The sequence below is a fragment of the Marinagarivorans cellulosilyticus genome, from assembly GCF_021655555.1.
In the GTDB taxonomy this organism is placed as follows: Bacteria; Pseudomonadota; Gammaproteobacteria; order Pseudomonadales; family Cellvibrionaceae; genus Marinagarivorans; species Marinagarivorans cellulosilyticus.
Genome location: NZ_AP023086.1, coordinates 3,240,214 through 3,258,478 on the forward strand (window position 1 = coordinate 3,240,214; position 18,265 = coordinate 3,258,478).

Annotated in this window: 9 protein-coding genes; all 9 read left to right on the forward strand. The window is 48.8% G+C overall.

The window, feature by feature from the left end:
• The first annotated feature begins 83 nt into the window (after positions 1-83).
• Complete coding sequence (locus tag MARGE09_RS12990) at positions 84-3,005, forward strand: glycosyl hydrolase 115 family protein (protein ID WP_236982525.1); 2,922 nt, start codon at positions 84-86, stop codon at positions 3,003-3,005.
• A gap of 24 nt (positions 3,006-3,029) precedes the next feature.
• Positions 3,030-5,057, forward strand: a complete 2,028-nt coding sequence (locus MARGE09_RS12995) for a sialate O-acetylesterase (protein ID WP_236982526.1) — start codon at positions 3,030-3,032, stop codon at positions 5,055-5,057.
• 390 nt (positions 5,058-5,447) lie between these two features.
• Positions 5,448-6,068, forward strand: a complete 621-nt coding sequence (locus MARGE09_RS13000) for a porin family protein (protein ID WP_236982528.1) — start codon at positions 5,448-5,450, stop codon at positions 6,066-6,068.
• Between the two features lie 216 nt (positions 6,069-6,284).
• Positions 6,285-6,731 (forward strand): DUF1289 domain-containing protein, encoded by a 447-nt coding sequence (locus MARGE09_RS13005; RefSeq protein ID WP_236982530.1) that lies wholly within the window; start codon positions 6,285-6,287, stop codon positions 6,729-6,731.
• On the forward strand, positions 6,731-7,327 hold the full coding sequence (locus MARGE09_RS13010) for a MiaE family protein (RefSeq protein ID WP_236982532.1): 597 nt from the start codon (positions 6,731-6,733) through the stop codon (positions 7,325-7,327). The genes MARGE09_RS13005 and MARGE09_RS13010 overlap by 1 nt, the downstream gene beginning before the upstream one ends.
• 107 nt (positions 7,328-7,434) lie before the next feature.
• Positions 7,435-10,140 carry a PD-(D/E)XK nuclease family protein gene (locus tag MARGE09_RS13015; protein WP_236982535.1) on the forward strand — a complete coding sequence of 902 codons (2,706 nt, stop codon included), beginning with the start codon at positions 7,435-7,437 and terminating at the stop codon, positions 10,138-10,140.
• Positions 10,137-13,625: a UvrD-helicase domain-containing protein gene (locus MARGE09_RS13020; protein WP_236982537.1), complete on the forward strand. Its 3,489-nt coding sequence runs from the start codon at positions 10,137-10,139 to the stop codon at positions 13,623-13,625. The genes MARGE09_RS13015 and MARGE09_RS13020 overlap by 4 nt, the downstream gene beginning before the upstream one ends.
• Before the next feature lie 331 nt (positions 13,626-13,956).
• The gene (locus MARGE09_RS13025; RefSeq protein ID WP_236982538.1) at positions 13,957-16,047 is read left to right on the forward strand and encodes a DUF1592 domain-containing protein; all 2,091 of its coding nucleotides are present in this window, start codon (positions 13,957-13,959) and stop codon (positions 16,045-16,047) included.
• A gap of 11 nt (positions 16,048-16,058) precedes the next feature.
• On the forward strand, positions 16,059-17,432 hold the full coding sequence (locus MARGE09_RS13030; RefSeq protein ID WP_236982541.1) for a DUF1552 domain-containing protein: 1,374 nt from the start codon (positions 16,059-16,061) through the stop codon (positions 17,430-17,432).
• The last annotated feature ends 833 nt before the right edge of the window (positions 17,433-18,265 follow it).

Consider the following 18,265-nt stretch of genomic DNA (forward strand, 5'->3'; position numbering starts at 1 on the left):
TGTCACTTTGATGTTAATATTTGTCGTTTTTGTATTTTCCATTCACATTATATGCGAACACAGTAGAACCTTAGGAGGGTCCTTTGCGTAATAAAAACTCTAATAATCGGCATACAAGGTTTAAGGTTATTCAGCTGATGGCGTTAAGTCTGATGATGCTAATCGCACCTTTTAGTTTTTCATTGGGTGGCGAGCGCTATATTAACTTCGCCCCATCAAGCGATTTTAAATTGTTGGCAGACGCCACATCTAGCTTACCAATCGTTGTTGATGCTAACGACGAAAAAGGCGTTTTGCGTGCAGCCGGCGTACTTTCTTCGGATCTTCAAAAGGTATTGGGTGTTGCGGGCACGGTAAAAAATAAAGTGCCGGAGCAAGCGAAAAACCTCATATTGGTGGGGACCTTAGGCCACAGTCGTTTGGTTGATGATCTAGTTGCGCGTAAGCTTATTGATGTTGTTGGCATTCGAGATCAATGGGATGGATACCGCATTCAACAAGTCGTTAAACCCTATGAAGGTGTTGATAGTGCGTTGGTGGTGGTAGGGGCTAATAAGCGCGGCAGCATGTATGGGATTTATGATATTTCTGAGCAAATGGGTGTTTCGCCTTGGTATTACTGGGCTGATGTGCCAGTTGAAGCTAAGGATGCGCTTTACCTTAAGTCTGGGGTGAGCATTCAAGAAATTCCCAAGGTGAAATATCGCGGTATTTTTCTCAATGATGAGGCGCCAGCGCTCACTAATTGGGTGCAAGAAAATTTCGGTAATTATAATCATGAATTCTACGATAAAGTTTTTGAATTATTATTGCGTTTAAAGGCCAATTTTTTGTGGCCGGCTATGTGGAACAACGCGTTTGGCGATGACGACCCTAAAAACTTAGCCTTAGCACATGAGTACGGCATCGTAATGAGTACTTCGCATCACGAGCCAATGATGCGTGCAGATAAAGAATGGAATCGCTATGGCAAGGGCGATTGGGATTACGCAACAAACCCAGAAAATCTATATGCTTTTTGGCAAGACGGCGCCAAACGAAATAAACCCTTTGAAAGCGTCTATACAATGGGGATGCGCGGGCAAGAAGATACGCCAATGAGCGAAGGCGAAAACATCGAGTTACTCGAAAAGATTGTTAAAGACCAGCGAAAAATTCTTGCCGAAGTTTTTGGCGAAGATAATGTCGATAAAGTGCCGCAGGTGTGGTGCCTTTATAAAGAAGTTCAAGCTTATTATGAAAAAGGTATGCGGGTACCGGATGATGTGATTTTATTATGGGCGGATGATAACTGGGGCAACTTGCGTCGTTTACCTACACCAGAAGAACGCGGGCGCAGCGGTGGTGCCGGTGTTTATTATCACTTTGATTATGTTGGTGGCCCACGGTCTTATCGTTGGATTAATACTATGCCGATTGCCAAAGTTTGGCAGCAAATGAACCTGGCGTACAATTACGGCGCCGATAAAATTTGGATTGTTAATGTGGGTGACCTCAAGCCAATGGAGGTTCCTACAGAATTCTTTTTACGCATGGCGTGGGACCCAGAGCGCTGGGATCACAAGCAAATGACGGCATTTACTCAACAATGGGCGGCGCGTGATTTTGGCCCAGAATTTTCGGCGGATATCGCAGAGCTAATTTCGGTTTATACGCAACATAACGGCCGCCGCAAGCCTGAGCTTATGGATACTAGCACCTACAGTGTTCTTAATTATGATGAGGCCGATCGCATTGCTACATCGCTCAAAGAGCAGGTTTCTAAAGCCGAGGCGATTTATAAAAAATTGCCAGAATCAAAAAAAGCGGCATTTTTTCAATTAGTGTTATTTCCGGTTAAAGCAAGCGCAACGGTAACGTTACTGCACATTGCAACGGCGAAAAACCGCCTATACGCGGCGCAAGGGCGAGCCAGTGCCAACACCTTTGCCGACCAAGCCAAGCAATACTTTGAGCAAGATGCCAAGCTCGAGCAAGAATACCACGCACTTAATAACGGTAAGTGGAATCATTTTATGAGCCAACCCCATATCGGTTATACCAACTGGAATAACCCTGAGGGTGATCAAATGCCAATGACATATCACTACGAACCCGGTAATTATGCCGAGATGGGCATTGCCGTAGAGGGGTATGAGGCAGGGTGGCCTGGTGATGTGAGTGGTCATTGGCCGCATAAAAGCAGCTATGTGTTAGATTTCGATTATTTTGGCGAGCAGCAGCGCGCATTAACAATATATAACCGGGGTACCAAGGAGTTTGAATATAAAGCTAAAGCGAGCGCGCCTTGGGTGAAATTGAGCCACCCAAGCGGCGCTGTTAACGTTGAGCAGGCGGTAGCGGTGACCATTGATTGGGCGGCATTGCCCGCAGGCAAGCACACCGCCAAAATAGCCATTAAAGGCACTGGTTGGCAAGGCGCTTCAGTTTATGTCGAGGCCACCAAGCCTTCTAAAAAAATGCTAAAAAAGGCTAAAGGCTTTGTCGAATCTGATGGCTATGTTTCGATTGATGCTGAAAACTTCGAGCGGGCCAAATCGCGTAAAGGTATTGGTTGGGCCGCGGTAGATCAGTTGGGTCGAACGGGCGGCGCCATTACGCTATTGCCCTTATCAGATCAATCCTTCGCAACAGCATCTAAGGCCCCTTATGTTGAATACCCCATAACACTATTGACCACTGGGGCTGTGAACGTACAGGTTTTGGCGAATCCTATTTTACCGTTTCAACCAGGCAAAGGTGTCCGCTATGGCGTTGCTATTGGTAGCGAAAAACCAAAAGTTATCGATATTACCGAGCCTTTAATGGGCATGGGTAAGCCTTGGGAAGAAATGGTTAAAGATGCGATTAGGGTTGGTAGCAGCGAGCATATTGTAAAAAAAGCGGGGCCAACTAAAATTCGTATTTACGGCTTAGATCCAGGTTTAAGTATTCAAAAAATCATTATCGATACTGGTGGCTTAAAACCCAGTTACTTAGGGCCATTGCAAAGCACTAAACATTAAGCGATTCATTTTGGAGAGCAGGTTATGATTAATAGATTATCGTCGTCTTTTGAGCCAGTGGTGACAACGACATTGGCTTTAAGTGGTATCGCTGCGAGTGTTTTAGCATTATGCGCGTCATTCGCCGCCAGTACAGCCAGCGCAGATGTACGCTTACCTAAGTTGGTTTCGTCTGGCATGGTTTTACAGCGTGATATGGCCGTTAATGTTTGGGGTTGGGCAGACCCAGGTGAAGCGGTGCGTGTCAGTATTAACAAAACTGAGCTGTTTACCGTGGCGAATGCCGCAGGGGAGTGGACAGTCACGTTGCCGGCAATGAAAGCCGGCGGCCCCTTTACGGTTAATGTTCAAGGCGATAATCAAATTACATTACAAGACGTATTAGTCGGGGATGTTTGGTTGGCGTCTGGGCAATCGAATATGGAGCTTACGCTATCGCGTGCAGAACCGGCGTTTGCGGACCTGGTCCCCAAAATAAACAATACTCAAATTAGACAATTTGAAGTGCCTGATCATTTTAATTTTAAAGCACCGCAAAAAGATTTAGCCCATGGCAGCTGGAAAACAGCGACACAAGACAATATCAGAAAGTTTTCGGCGGTGGCTTATTTCTTTGCCGATAACATTCATCAATCTGAAAAGGTGCCCGTTGGTATTATTGATGCCAGTTTAGGTGGCTCACCTGTAGAGGCATGGCTGAGCGAAGAAGTGCTTGCGAATTACAGCGAGCCATACGCCGAAGCGGTTAAGTTTCGCAATGATGAGCTAATCGAAGACATAAAAGCGAAAGATAAGGCCCGTGCAAATAGTTGGTATGGGTCTATCTATCAAAAGGATTCAGGTATTAAAGATGGCAAGTTCATCTGGGCGGACCCTGATTTTAAAGCGGCGGGCTGGCAGTCTACGCTTATTCCAAGTTATTGGGGGGTAGAAGATGATTCGCTTAAAGCGCCATTAAGTGTTGTGGATGCTGGAGAAGGGTCGGTATGGTACCGAAAAACGGTGCATATCACAGCAGAACAAATCGCGGCCCAAGGGGCCGACTCGGCATTACTGGTGATGGGGACGATTGTTGATGCCGACGAAATATTTGTTAATGGTGAAAAAGTGGGTAATACCACTTATATGTATCCGCCAAGGCGCTACAAGGTAGATTCGAAATTATTAAAAGCCGGGAAAAACAGTATTGTGGTAAGGGTTGTAAATAACTCTGGGCTTGGCGGTTTTATACCCGATAAAGAATACGCCCTACACCTTAAAGGCAGTGTGCTGGATTTAAAAGGTGAGTGGCTATTTAAGCGCGGCTCCAATATGCCGGCATTGGCCTCGCAAACGTTCATTCGCTGGAAGCCAATGGGTTTGTATAACGGCTTGATTGCTCCTTTAACACCTTATGCCATTAAGGGGGTTATTTGGTCCCAAGGTGAATCTAATGCGGGTAGGGCAGATACATACGTAGAGCGTTTTCCTGCGCTTATTAATGATTGGCGTAAAAAATGGGGGCAAGGTGATTTTCCCTTTTTATACACGCAGCTGTCTAATTATGTGTCGCCGGGTGACCCAAGAGATATTAGGGGTAACTGGCCTGAACTACGTGATGCCCAGCTAGAAACGCTAAAAGTACCTAATACGGCTATGGCCGTTACCATTGATGTGGGTGAGTGGAACGACATTCACCCGCTAGATAAAAAAACAGTAGGCGACCGCTTGGCCCTTGGGGCACAAAAGCTCGCTTACGGTCATAACGTCGAATACTCTGGCCCGCTTTACAAGTCGGCTAAGCGTAAAGGCAGCAAAGTTAAAATTAAGTTTAACCATGCTAAAGGTTTACTCGCAAAAGGTGGTGAACTGGCAGGGTTTGAATTGGCCGGTGATGATGGTCAATTTGTACCAGCCAAAGCAAAAGTAAAGGGCCGCACTGTGATTGTTTGGAGTGATCAAGTGAAAAAGCCAAAGCAGGTGCAATACGCATGGCGCAACAACCCTGAGCACGCCAACCTTTACAACAAAGCCGGCCTACCAGCTTCGCCATTTAAAGCAACAAAGTTGTAAATCACGTTAGCACTATGTAAAGGGGGCGATACTTTGCATAGTGCTAAATCAAAATTTCGTATTACCTGCCTGTCCTGGGCGTTCTTTTTCGACAATCCTTAGCGGCTACAGCTAGCTTGTGTGCTATGGCTGTCTATTTCATGCTGTTGTCTATTCACGTTAAAGTATATTGCTGAATAAATAATAAAAGCTTAAGGGCGCCTCTAAAAATAGTAATTTTTTCTTGAGAGCAAGAAAGCGCCGCCCGGAGAGCCGCAGTTTACGTGGTGTAAATGAGGACTCGAGGACGGAGCTGACGCCGCTATCGCGGAAAAAGTGCATTTTTAGAGATGCCCTTAAGTAAGAGATGGCATAATGCCGGCATTACTTAACAACAGCTTGGGGAAAATAATGTTTAGGCAAAAAAATACGGTGGTTTGGGCTGCGTCTATCATGTTGTGCTCTATTGCGAGTGCGGCATCGGCGATGGAGTTATCTATTTCGCAGGGGTATCGTGATGGTGGTAAATTTGAGGCTGATATTCCGCCTGTGTCTTATTCGCTTGCTGGTGGCCCTGCGACTTCTATAGTGCTTGGTCACGAGCTGGATGCTAAGCGCACCTTAGAGTTCCTTTATTCTCACCAAAGCACCTCCCTAAGGAATGACCGTACTCGCGAGACATTGCTTGATTTAGGTATAGATTACTACCACATAGGCGGTACCAACGAGATATCGCGTTCGGGTGACACGGTCTTTTTTGGTTCTGGCGGCTTAGGTGCTACGCACTTTTCGCCTTCTGGCGATTATTATTCAGAAACGCGATTTTCAGTATCTTTTGGGCTTGGCGCCAAGCACTCTATTGGTGAAAGGCTAATATTGCGTGCTGATGGCAAGTTATTCGGTACTTTTTTAGATTCTGGTTCGGGTATCTTTTGCGGTGTTGGCACCTCTGGCAATGGTTGCTCCATTGCTGTTTCGGGCACGTTAGCTGTTCAATACGAGATTAGCGCGGGTATTGGTTTTAAATTCTAAAGTTAGAGCTAAATCTTTACGGCTACAACCTGTAGCCGTAAGCCCATGCTGCTTGGTGTTTAAGAGCACTCACGCTAAGCCGGAACTAGAACTTAGTTAGCGCTGTTAGGGCGTCACTAGCCCTTTTATCGTTTTACGGCCGCTTTTAGGTTTAACCGCGGGCCTAAATTTGCTACCTTGCGCACCCGTTTTCGGCAATAGCAAAGTTTCTTATTCATGGTCAATAAAGTTAAAACGCCCTGCATTGGGGTTTGCTCCACAGGCATAGGCGATAGCGTGTGCAGGGGCTGTAAGCGCTACACCCATGAAGTTGTCGATTGGAACGCCTATACCGAGGCGCAGCGAGTGAGTATTTCCCTGCGCTTAGATGCCTTGATTCGCCAAGTCCTAGAGGCCCGCGTTGAGATCTTTGATGAGCCGCTATTGCGCCAGCAACTGCAAATGCAAAACGTTCGGCATCATCCCGAGCAGTCGCCTTTTGCCTGGTTATTCGAGATTCTTAAAGTGGGGGCGGGGCAAATCCGCAACCTAGAGGCTTTTGGTGCACGCCTTTTGCCCGAATACGCCCATATGACGCTACCAGAATTTAAAACCTTGGTGGATGAAGACTTTTTTGTGCTCTCCCAAGTGCACTACGAACGCTATTTTTCAAAGGTGTATTGATGCAAGCCATTCTTGACTTCCTTTTGTGTGAGACCCCCGATGCATGGGTAGAAAAAGCACTGCAAGAACCCGAAATACTGCTAATCGACCATGCCAATTGCGAGAAAAAGGCCGCCAGCACGGCTATGAATTTAATGTACCGCTACGTCGACAACTTTGATTTGCTCCATAAAATGAGCCGCCTAGCCCGCGAAGAGTTGCGGCACTTTGAGCAAGTGATCGAAATTATGGAAAAACGCGGTATTGTGTACGACGCCGCTATTAATGCTGGGCGCTATGCCGCGCAAATGCGCAAGCCCGTACGCACCTTTGAGCCTGCCAAACTTGTAGATACCCTTATTGTGGGTGCCATTATAGAAGCCCGCTCGTGCGAGCGCTTTGCCAAACTCGCCCCGCACCTTGACGACGAGCTGAATAAATTTTACACCTCGCTATTAAAGTCCGAATCCCGCCACTTTATGGATTACCTGTCTCTGGCGCGCGAAGCGGCGGGGGAGTGTATAGACGAGCGTGTGCAGCTATTTTTGGAGCGCGAAAAAGAGCTAATCGAAGGTGTGGATGAGGAGTTTCGGTTTCATTCTGGGGTGCCTGTTTAGGGCCTGTGTAGCGGCTGATTAGTGCTGGTATTGCGCCTTCGGGTATGGCGGCACCTTGTAGTCTGGCGTCATTTTTCTTCTAGCGTTTTTTAATTCGGGGTGGCTTGATGAACTTTTGGGGCTTGGATCAATGGTTTGACACACTTACCGAAGACACTTTGATTTGCACACCCAACCAGCGCTTAAGCCGGTTTTATCAGGCCCAATACCAGCGCTACCAGTTGGCGCGCGGCTGCAAACTGTTCCGGCCATTAACCTGCACCGCATTAGAATTGTGGCAAAGCGAGCTATGGCGCAAGGCGAGTTTATCTATACCCAGCTGCGCACAAGCAGGCGTTACCATATCGGCTTTGCAAAAACGTGTGTTGTGGCAGGATATTTTAAATAATGACGAAACCCTTTGGTCGGCAGGCGATGTGCTGGATGTGGCATTAGAGGCCGATAAACTGCTGGCCGCGTGGGGTTTGGCGGCTAGCGAGGTCGATGCCAGTACCGACGAATTTGTGTTATTTCAAGCCTGGGCCAAGCAGTATAAGGGCCAGTTAAAGGCGTTGGCTAAGGCGCAAGGTGTACGGGCCATTTTGGACGAGCAAGCTGTACAAGGCTTGTTATTTAGCACCATCGCTAGTGGCGAGCTTAATGCGTTATTGCCTAAAAAAGTGATTTTTACGGGCTTTGATCAATGGTCTGTGCCTTTAAAGCGGTTTGAGCAATCGTTGTGTGCCGCTGGGGTTGTTTGTGAGCAGCAACAAATATGGCGTAGCGACAAAAATAATGCGCAATGTACGGTATTGCCAAGCCCAAAGCACGAGCTGTTTGCTGCGGCAAAGTGGGCTTTGGCGCAAAGCGAGCTGGGGTTGTCGGTAGCGGTGGTTGTGCCGGAACTTGGCCAGCGCTTAGCCGAAGTCGAGCGGGCTTTTCAGCAGGTGTTTGCACCTGAGTCACTTTTGCCCAATGCAGCATTCGACTCTAGTCTAATCAATATTTCGTCTGGCCGGCCTTTGTCCCAGTGCCCGTTAGTCAGTTGCGCGCTGCGCCTATTGGCTTGGCCTGGCCAGAAGGTTGCCGTTGCCGAACTAAGCGCTTGGTTGCTTTCGCCGATGGTGGGCTCTAGTGCCGATTTAGCCGCGCGCACCGCGCTATTAACCGAGTTGGCCGGCCAATATACTTCCACTAACTTGGCCCAGTTAAAAGCAGCTGTTGCCGAGCGAAATGCGGCGGCCCGCGAAGCAGGCTTACCCGTATTATTGGAGCATTTTTATGTGGTGCTCGAGACCGTTCATAAGCATATTGGGGCGAATAGCTGCGCACGTTTATCGCCATCGGCTTGGCGCGATGTTTTTAAGCTGCGCTTGCACGCTTGGGGCTGGCCCGGTAGCCGGACGTTAAACTCTACAGAATACCAACAGCATGAGCATTGGCTGCAAGCGCTCGATAGTTTTGCCGCGCTAGATGATGTGGTGGCAATTTGCGATATTAACCGTGCGCTGCAGCTTTTAACGCAAGTGCTTAAAGCGCCTTTCCACAAGCAAACACCGCCCGCTAAGGTGCAAATTTTGGGTGTGCTCGAAGCGGCAGGGCAGTTGTTTGATGGTATTTGGTGGTTGGGACTAAACAGCCACACGTGGCCAGAAGCATTAAAGCTTAACCCGCTGTTACCCGCTGCCTTGCAGCGCGAGCACAAAATGCCACGCAGCCACGCCGGTGCAGAGCTTAGCTACGCGCAATCGATTACCCATCGTTTATGCCATAGTGCCTCGCAAGTGGTGGTTAGCTACGCGGCGTTTGATGGCGACGAGCCATTAAGCCCAAGCCCCTTAATTGAAGATTTGCCGATTATTGCTGTTAGTGAGCCCGCCGTTTTGCACCCGTGGCAGCTCGCGCCTGCGGTACAGCTTGAGGGCGTGGTGGATTACACCGCGGCGCCAGTGCTTGTGCCCTTAGAGTTAAGTGGCGGTGTTGGTGTTATTAAACGGCAGGCGGCGTGCCCCTTTCAGGCGTTTGCAGTACACCGCTTAGGGGCGACGAATCGCGAAGCACTGACGGAGGGTTTGGATAGTCGCGATCGCGGTAATGCTATGCACGAGGTGCTCGAGTTTATTTGGCAACGGCTAGAAACGCAGCAAGCGCTGTTGGCGCAAACGCCAGAGGCCATAGCTACATTAATCGACGAAGCGGTTGCTTACGTGCTTGCCCGCATTGCCAAGGGCCGGCAATTTGGTGCTCGATTGCTCGAGCTAGAAGCCCAGCGGTTACATAACCGCGTTCAGCAATGGCTAGAGGAGGAGCGCAAGCGCGAACCCTTTAGTGTGGTTCTACAAGAAAAAACACTGCCTTTAGAGCTAGAAGGCCTGCGCTTAACCTTGCGTATGGACCGAGTCGATTGTTTGGCCGATGGCAAAACGCTGGCGGTTATTGATTATAAAACCGGTAATTCGCACATTAAAAGCTGGCAGTGGCCGCGTATTGACGAGCCGCAAATCCCCCTTTATGCCACAGCTTTGCCGGGCGTAGGTGCTGCCGTGTTTGCGCAGGTGAGCACGCAAAAAATGCAGTACATGGGGTTGTCGGCTATGCCGTTGTTGTTTTCTGAATTAACGGATGTGGCTAATCATAAAGATTGGCCTGCCAGCTTTGCAGAAGTACTCGAACAATGGCATGCCCACTTGCAGGCTGTAGCCGCGGCTTTTGTTGCGGGAGATGCGCAGGTTTCGCCTAAAAACGCCAGTAGCTGCCAGTGGTGCGACCTTAAAAGCTTGTGCCGCATTAACGAGCTAAACCTTGCGGTGCAAAGCGAGGATGCATTGATATGAGTAAGCAACCGGTAGATGCGCTAGCGCGCGAGCGTGCTTTGTGCCCAGATCACAGCTTTATTTGCGTGGCGCCTGCAGGCAGCGGTAAAACCGAGCTATTAACCCAGCGCATGCTGGTATTGCTTACGCGGGTGCAGCAGCCCGAGGAAATATTGGCCATTACCTTTACCCGTAAAGCAGCGGCCGAAATGCAGCACCGCGTATTAGGGGCTTTGCGGTTGGCGCAAGGGGCTAAACCCACGGAGGCTCACAAGCAGCATACCTGGTCGTTGGCTAAGGCGGCGTTGCAGGCGGATGCAAAAAACGGTTGGCAGTTGTTGCAAAGCCCGCATCGCTTGCAGGTGCGAACCTTCGATGGTTTGTGTGCAAGCTTGGTAAAGGCGTTGCCGCTACAGTCCCAAATGGGTGCGGGTGTAGCGTTAAGCGACGACCCAGATCGACTGTTCACCTTAGCGGCTAATAATGTAATGGCCGAACTAGAAAGCGGCGGCGAGCCGGCTGAGGCATTAGCGCAACTGCTGATGCACCTCGATAACCAGCAACAGCGCGTGGCCGAATTGCTCGTGGCGTTGCTCAAAACGCGTGCCGCTTGGCTGCCGTTAATTATGGCGGGTGATGGCCGGGTTCGAGAGCATTTAGAGGCGTGTTTACAGAATATTCGTGAAGCCCACATAGAGCGCTTGCAGGGCCTGTTTGATGAGCAAGCGACAAGCCGATTACTGGCATTGGCGGTGTTTGCCGCGCGCAACTTGCCTGCGGATTCCGCCAGCCCAATACGCAATTGTGAGCATATTAGTGAGCTTCCCGATGCCAGCGAGCAAGGCTTGGCGCAGTGGCAGGGCTTGGCGGCACTGCTGCTTAGTGGCACTGGTGGGTGGCGTAAACGCTTAACCAAAAACGAGGGTTTCCCTACCAAGGCTGAAGGGGTAAAGCCTGCAGAGCTAAAGGCATTAAAAGCCGACTTGGGCGAGCTAATTACGGCCTTTTCGGCCAACGAAACCTTGCGAGAGAGCCTGTTTGAAGTTGCGCTATTGCCTTATACCGAATACCCCGAGCAGCAGTGGCAAATATTGCAGTCGCTGACGGTTTTGTTGCCGCGGCTGGTTGCGCACTTGCAGTTGGTGTTTGCCGGTGAGGGCCAGCTGGACTTTACCGAAATAAGTTTGCGTGCCGATAGGGCGCTTGGCAGCGAAGACGAGCCGACTGATTTAGCCTTGCGCTTGGATCATCGCATTAGCCATGTATTAGTTGATGAGTTTCAGGATACCTCATCTAACCAAATGCAGTTGGTTCAAAAGCTGACCGCAGGTTGGCAGAGAGACGATGGCCGCACGTTGTTTTGCGTGGGCGATGCCATGCAATCGATTTATGCGTTTCGCAGTGCTAATGTTGGCTTGTTTTTACGTTGTTTGGGTTCAGCCGAAGAGGGCGGCAGCTTGGGTGTGCTGGCTCTTGAGCCGCTAAAACTAAATACCAATTTCCGTTCTGACGCCGGTGTGGTGGAGTGGATAAATACGGTATTCTCGCAGGCATTCCCTAAGCGGGTAGACTTGAATCTTGGTGCAGTGCCGTTTAATGAGGCGGTTGCATTTAATGCCGATGCCGGGCCAGCGGTTTGTGTGCAAGGGTTTGTGGGTGATGGCGCTAAGTGCGCCGAAGGCGAATGGCTAGCAACGCAAATACAGCAGGTATTGGCCGCTGATGCGCAAGCAACTATTGCCATATTGGGCCGTGGCCGGCGCCAACTGCATAATGTTTTACCTGCCTTAAAAAGTGCAGGCATTCGTTACCGCGCAGTGGATTTAGACCCGTTGGCGGCCGTGCCAGCGGTGCAAGATGTATGGGTGCTAACGCGGGCACTGATTAATACCAGCGATACCATTGCATGGCTTAGCGTATTGCGTGCGCCTTGGTGCGGGTTGCGTTTAAATGCTTTGTTGGCGCTGCGCGCGCAGCCAGGTGTGAATGTACTTGCTCAAGTCCATGAGCTGCTAAAAGGCGTCGAAAAAAATGCAAATATCGTCGATCAAGATTCTATATCGCGATTAACTTTGGTTTTTGATGTGCTCTCAGCGTGCTTGGCGCAACGCGCGCGCAAGCCGTTAGCCGAGTGGGTAAAAGGTGCGTGGTTGGCTTTAGGTGGCGCGGCGGCTTTAACCCTTGAACAGCAAAATAATGTAGAGCGCTTTTTTGATGCCTTAGCGGAATGTGATGAAACCCAATTGATTCAACACCCTGATCGCCTAGAAAAATTGCTGACCGAGCTGTACGCCTTGCCCGACCCAGAAGCGGGTAGCCAAGTGCAAGTGATGACGATGCACAAGTCCAAGGGGTTGGAGTTTGACGCCGTGTTTTTGGTGGGTTTGGCGGCAGCAAGTGGCGTACCGGACACCCCTTTAATGCGTTGGCATGAGCAGCTGTTTGAATACCAATACGTGGGCGATGGCGCCGCCAGCACTTGGTTGTTAAGCCCGGTTGGCGAGCGCGGCCAAGATAAAGATGCGTTATACCAATGGTTGGGCTACCAACAAAAAAAACGCGAACACCTAGAGGCATGCCGGCTACTTTATGTGGCCTGTACGCGAGCTAAAAAACAGTTGTATTTAAGTGCTGTGTTAAAACAAAAAGACGGGGCCGATATTACCGCGCCGAGCAGTGGCAGTTTGTTGGCGCATATTTGGCCGTCCGTGGCTTCGTCATTTGCGCTGCATTGCTTGCGAACGGATACGGCCGAGCAAATTGATTATGTAGATGGCACAACTGTTGCCAATTTGCATCGTTTGGCGCCGGCCCAAATTGAGCAACAGCGATTGCAATTGGTCGCTAAAGCGCGAGACTTTCAACCTGTTTCGGGGCCGTCGCCACAGGGCGAGCTTTCGCTTTTAACGCTTAGTAATAATGATGAGCAAAAAGCCGAAGGCTTCGCTCGAGCCGTTGGTAGTTTGGTGCACGAAGTGCTTGAGCTCATGGTGCCGGCTGTTTGTGCGCAGGCTAAGCTCCTCCCTAAAGCACCTACATGGCAAGACTTTTTTGCCGCGTGGCATGTAAGGTTTGGGCAGTTGCTGGTAGCGCAGCCTAGTGTTGTTCTAAACGCATTGTGCGAAAAAGCGGCCGCGCAACTTGATAAGGTGTTTAGCGAAAACTCGCCTTTATGGCAGGCCTTGATGGGGGCGCAAGAGGTGCATCCAGAATTTGCCATTAGCGGGGCGGATGCCGAAGGTGCCGCCCAGCATTGGCGAATAGATTTGTGGTGGCGTGAAGCCGATGGTGGCGTTGCATTGCTCGATTATAAATCGGCCATTTATTCCGGGGCAGGCTCACAGCATGATTTTGAGTGTGAGCAGCTTGAGCATTACCGTGTCGATTTACTTCATTATGGTCAGCTACTCGCTAATTTGTTGGCCGAGCCGGTAACACCTATTTTATACCTTACCGATAGCCACAGCTGGTTGAAGTTGCCGGTGGTGAGGCCAGTTGCCGGTTAATTTATTGGTTGTGTCGGCCATACCTCTTTATACCTTTCAGATTATACCTTTCAGATTTATATCTCTCAGGGCCGATGTTTTGCTTGTTCAGGCATGACATCGCGGTCATATCAATTGTTGTGAATCATGTCTACTTTACATTTTCTTAATCGTGCGCCTTGCGTCTCAAATAATTAATAAAGGCTTAATTGTATCCCTGTTTTGCATTGTTTATTTTGAAGGCTTTGTTATTTTTAACTCCTAACAAATATAAATTTAATGCGCGCACGGCGCAGCAACCTTCATTTGTTGTCTTGGGGTGTTTTTGGCTGCAAATGGCGAGGAGATACGCATGGTAAAAAAAATCGGTTTGATAGTGGCTTCACTCGCGCTTGCAGCGTGTGTTGCTGAAGACCCTAATGGCTCGTCCAGTAGCAGGAATAGCAGCCTTGCTATCTCCTCGGTGCCAGCTTCCAGTTCAAGTAGTTTGGCGGCTATGCAAAGTTCGTCATCGCTGGCGGTTTCTAGTGCTAACAGTGCCAGCTCGGTTTCGTTGCCGAGCGGTGACTTCGATTTGGCCTTGGGTAAACAGCTTTATGAAACTAACTGTTTAGAATGTCATGGCATTCAAGGGACAGGCACCGCTAAGCGACCGTTCCCCATAGCTGGTGTTGATTACAACGGTGTGATGTCGCGTGCAGATGCCGGTGGTAATATGCCTGATGGCAAAGGCCCTTTAACGGGTAAAGAGTACAAACCAGAGCACTGTGTTGGTGATTGCGCCCATCAAGTTGCGGGCTACATAACGGCTGGCTTTCCTGGAGCTACCGATGTGGAGGCCGCGCAAGAGCTGGGTTTTTCCGGTTGTAGTAGCCAAGAAGGCGCGCCAGCAAAACGTGCTATTCGCTTGCTTACGCGTCACGAATACCAGAATACGGTTAACGATATTTTTGGTTTAGATTTAAATTTAACCACCAACTTCCCGCCAGAAAGCCGCGAACACGGTTTTACTAACAATGCCGATTTGGCTTTTGTAACAGCGCGCCATCTCGACGAGTATTATTCGGCGGCGACACGCGTTGCGGCTGAAGTACAAAATAATCTTAATAGTGGCTTTATACGTGATGCGCTTAATTGCAGTGCGAACTACCATTGTTTGCGTACGTTTGTAGAAACCTTTGGTCAGAAGATTTTCCGCCGTCCTCTAGAGGGGCAGGAAGTTGAAGACTATTTAGCCTTTTTTACCGCATTGCAACCTGCAGATCAAAACGAGGGTTTTTTTAACCATTCAGACCGCTTTAAAGAGGCCATTGGTGTTGGCTTACCTGCATTATTAATGTCGCCGCACTTTATTTACCGCAAAGAGCTAGGTAAAGCCAATGGTGATGTTTATCAGTTAGATGATTACGAAATGGCAACGTTAATTGCTTACACCTTTACGGGCTCCACGCCGGATGATGAATTGTTAGCTGCTGCGCGCAATCAGCAGGTTCGTACCAAGCAGCAATATAAAGCCCAAGCCGAACGTTTATTGGCCACAGAAAAGGGTAAAAACCAAATGGCGCGCTTTGCCATTGAATGGTGGGATGCCGGTACAGAGTTAATCGGCGCTAAAAATAATAATATTTATGCCGGCTATAGCCCCGAAGTAAGCGAAGCAATGGTGCTGGAAATGGAAGCATTTTTTAAGCACGTTACTTTTGATTCCACCGGTAAATTCCAAGAGCTTTACACTGCCGATTACACCATGCTTAACGATACCCTCGGGCGTTTTTATGGCATTGGTAGTGGCTTAGGCGCTAGCTTTACAAAGGTGGCGAATAATCAACGCGGCGGTATTTTAATGATGGGCGGTATTATGGCCTCTAATGCCAGCACGGAAGAAACCTCGCCCGTTAAACGCGGTGTATTTGTACGGGAGCAATTGATGTGTGACCCATTGCCGCCATTCCCGCGTGATGTGGCAATTCCTAACCCCGATTTAGATCCTACCAAGCCCATGCGCCAACGCTTTGAAGAGCACTCTGTAAACCCAGACTGCCAAAGCTGCCATAAATATTTTGATGATATTGGTTTTACCTTGGAGAACTTTGATGCATCGGGTAAATATCGCGAGCGTGAAAAAATGGTCGACTGGGCGACTTTCGATATCTTGGACGAACTGGATATTTTAACGCAAGGTAAAGTGATTAATGTAGATGGTGGTGATGACGAGCGTTACTTTGCAGATCGCTGGGAATTTTCTGAAATGATGGCGAATGCCGATTCGACAAAGTCGTGTATGACCACGCAATATTACCGGTATGTGGCAGGTTACACCCTAGAGGAGGCGGATAACTGCGCTATCGAGAATCTAAATAAAACCTTCGCCGACAGCGAGTTTGATATTCAATCGTTATTGATTGGCATTACTCAGCTTGATTCTTTTTCTGTGCGTAAATAGGACGATACATTATGAAAACGCCTTTTAGAAATACCCGTCGTCGCTTTGTGAAAAACGCTATTGTTGCCGGTACATTGTCACCCGTTGCTATGCGCATTGCCCAGCCGGCATTAGCCGCCGTAGGGCAGGACACACCAAAGGTGGTGTTCGTTTATATGCCGGATGGAGTCTACTGCCCCAAAAATGCCGATGGTACAACAAGTCACGGCGAAGCCGCATGGCACCCAACTGGTGCCATAAGTTCAACTGGCGATGGCTATTCCATTGTGAATAACCCTGTAATGAACGATATGACTAAAGCCTTTACGCCAATACAAGAGCATATGACGTTTTTGCAGGGTTTAGATATGAAGCTTGGCGGCGGCTCTCACCAAGGTGGCACGCGTAAAGTCTTAACGGGCAATGGCGATAATTCGCTCGATATTATTCTGGGTCAGCAAGATAATATTGGCGGCCAAACGCCGGTGCGAAATGTGAATTTAGGCGCAATGGCTAATTTCCAAGCGGGCACCACTGACCACTCACATTATTACAACGGTGTATCCGTTAAACCTGAAGACGACCCTGTGGCAGCCTTTAATCGGGCCTATGGTCTTTCAAGTGCGCCGGGTGCAACCCCAGGTGGTTATGATCCACGCCGCGATATTGTTAGCCAAGCGCACAAAGAACTAGAAGCCCTAATGAAAAATGATTTAGGCGTAGATGAGCGTCTAAAACTTTCGGCCAATATCGATGCTTTAAATGATTTACAGAAAAAGCTCGATGGTGTAGCCAATGCTGGCGGTGATAGTGGTGATACGGGCTTATGTTCAACCACAAACTTTAACCCGAATAAATTTGACCCTATGCCTGGCGTGCACCCACCGCAAATTCATTTAGAGGATAACTTTACAACCGTTGCGGGTTTGCAAGTCGATTTAATGACGCGTCTTTTAGGTTGCGGTATGACCCGAGTAGGCGGGCTGCAAATGTCCCACACGACATCAAACTTTAGAAGCCACCACAGTATTTCGCACAACTTTAGCCAAGCATGGATTAACTCGCTTGATTACTTTTATAGCTTCTTAATCGAAATGGTACAGCGCTTTAAAGCCACACCGGATGGTTCTAGCAACCTTTTAGACAATACATTAATTTATGTCTTTAGTTGTTTGAGTGACGGCAAATTGCATGATCATCGCGATATGCCATTTATGCTAATTGGCGGCCATAATTTTGGTATTCAGGGTAATCGTCAAATTCGTTATGACTTAAATGCCGAGGGTGATGGGCGAGGTGTTGACCACACTAAATTGTTAGTGAGTATTGCTAAGTATATGGGCCATGATATTGAAAGCTTTGGTACTAATGGTGTAACCGGGGAGTTGCCGGGGTTGTATTCGTAGCTGTTTAATGAAGCTGCTCTTCGTATGGGTGGCTTTTTCCCTTGCTCTGTGTGTGGTGAAGCGTGCACATCTACTTTCAAGGTGACTGCGGCAATCACTGCTCTGTGGGCGATCCGCCAGTAGTGATAAAGGGTGGTCCAGGGATTGAGTTTCTCGGTGGTAAGATCCCTGAATTACTCGCGCCCATAAATACAAATCCTCTATTCAATTTGAGCGTCACTGGTATAGCTGTGAGTGGAGCGCATGAAACAGGCAAAAAGTGCTGTGATGACTGTGCCAAAGGAGTTGACCCACTAGGCTATGAAACGTGGACTGCAGAAGCAAAAGCCTCGGCTTCGGTGACCGCCGTAGTTCCGGGTGCAGGAGTTGCTCTTGCGTTTAATAAGCGAGGATTCGGTGATTTACATTTAGGCGGGAAATTAGAAGTGGGTTTGGGTGGTCGATCGATTGTACAGATTAAAGGCGATGCCTCGCGAGAAACCTCTGAATGTAATGATAATGGTGATTGTGCAAAAGGCGGTTGGGGTCTAAGTGGGACTTTGGGAGTTGGCTGGTTGGCAACTGCACAGGTCAATTGTTCTGGTCTAATAATCTTGCGACAGCGATGGGTTTTCGGACCGGTATGGTGCGGGATATACTAATTGCACTGACATTGTCGCTTTGGGCGGCAAGGCTGACGGTTTGGTTAATATACACCTTGGTGTAAGAGGGAACTGGTATCTCGGTGATTGTGGTAAAGCTAATTGCGTAAGCTACGAGTTTAGAAAGGTATAGTTCGAGCTGGTGCTAGAGCTTGAGATAAACATAGGCGGTTTCTTTGCTACAAGTGTTTC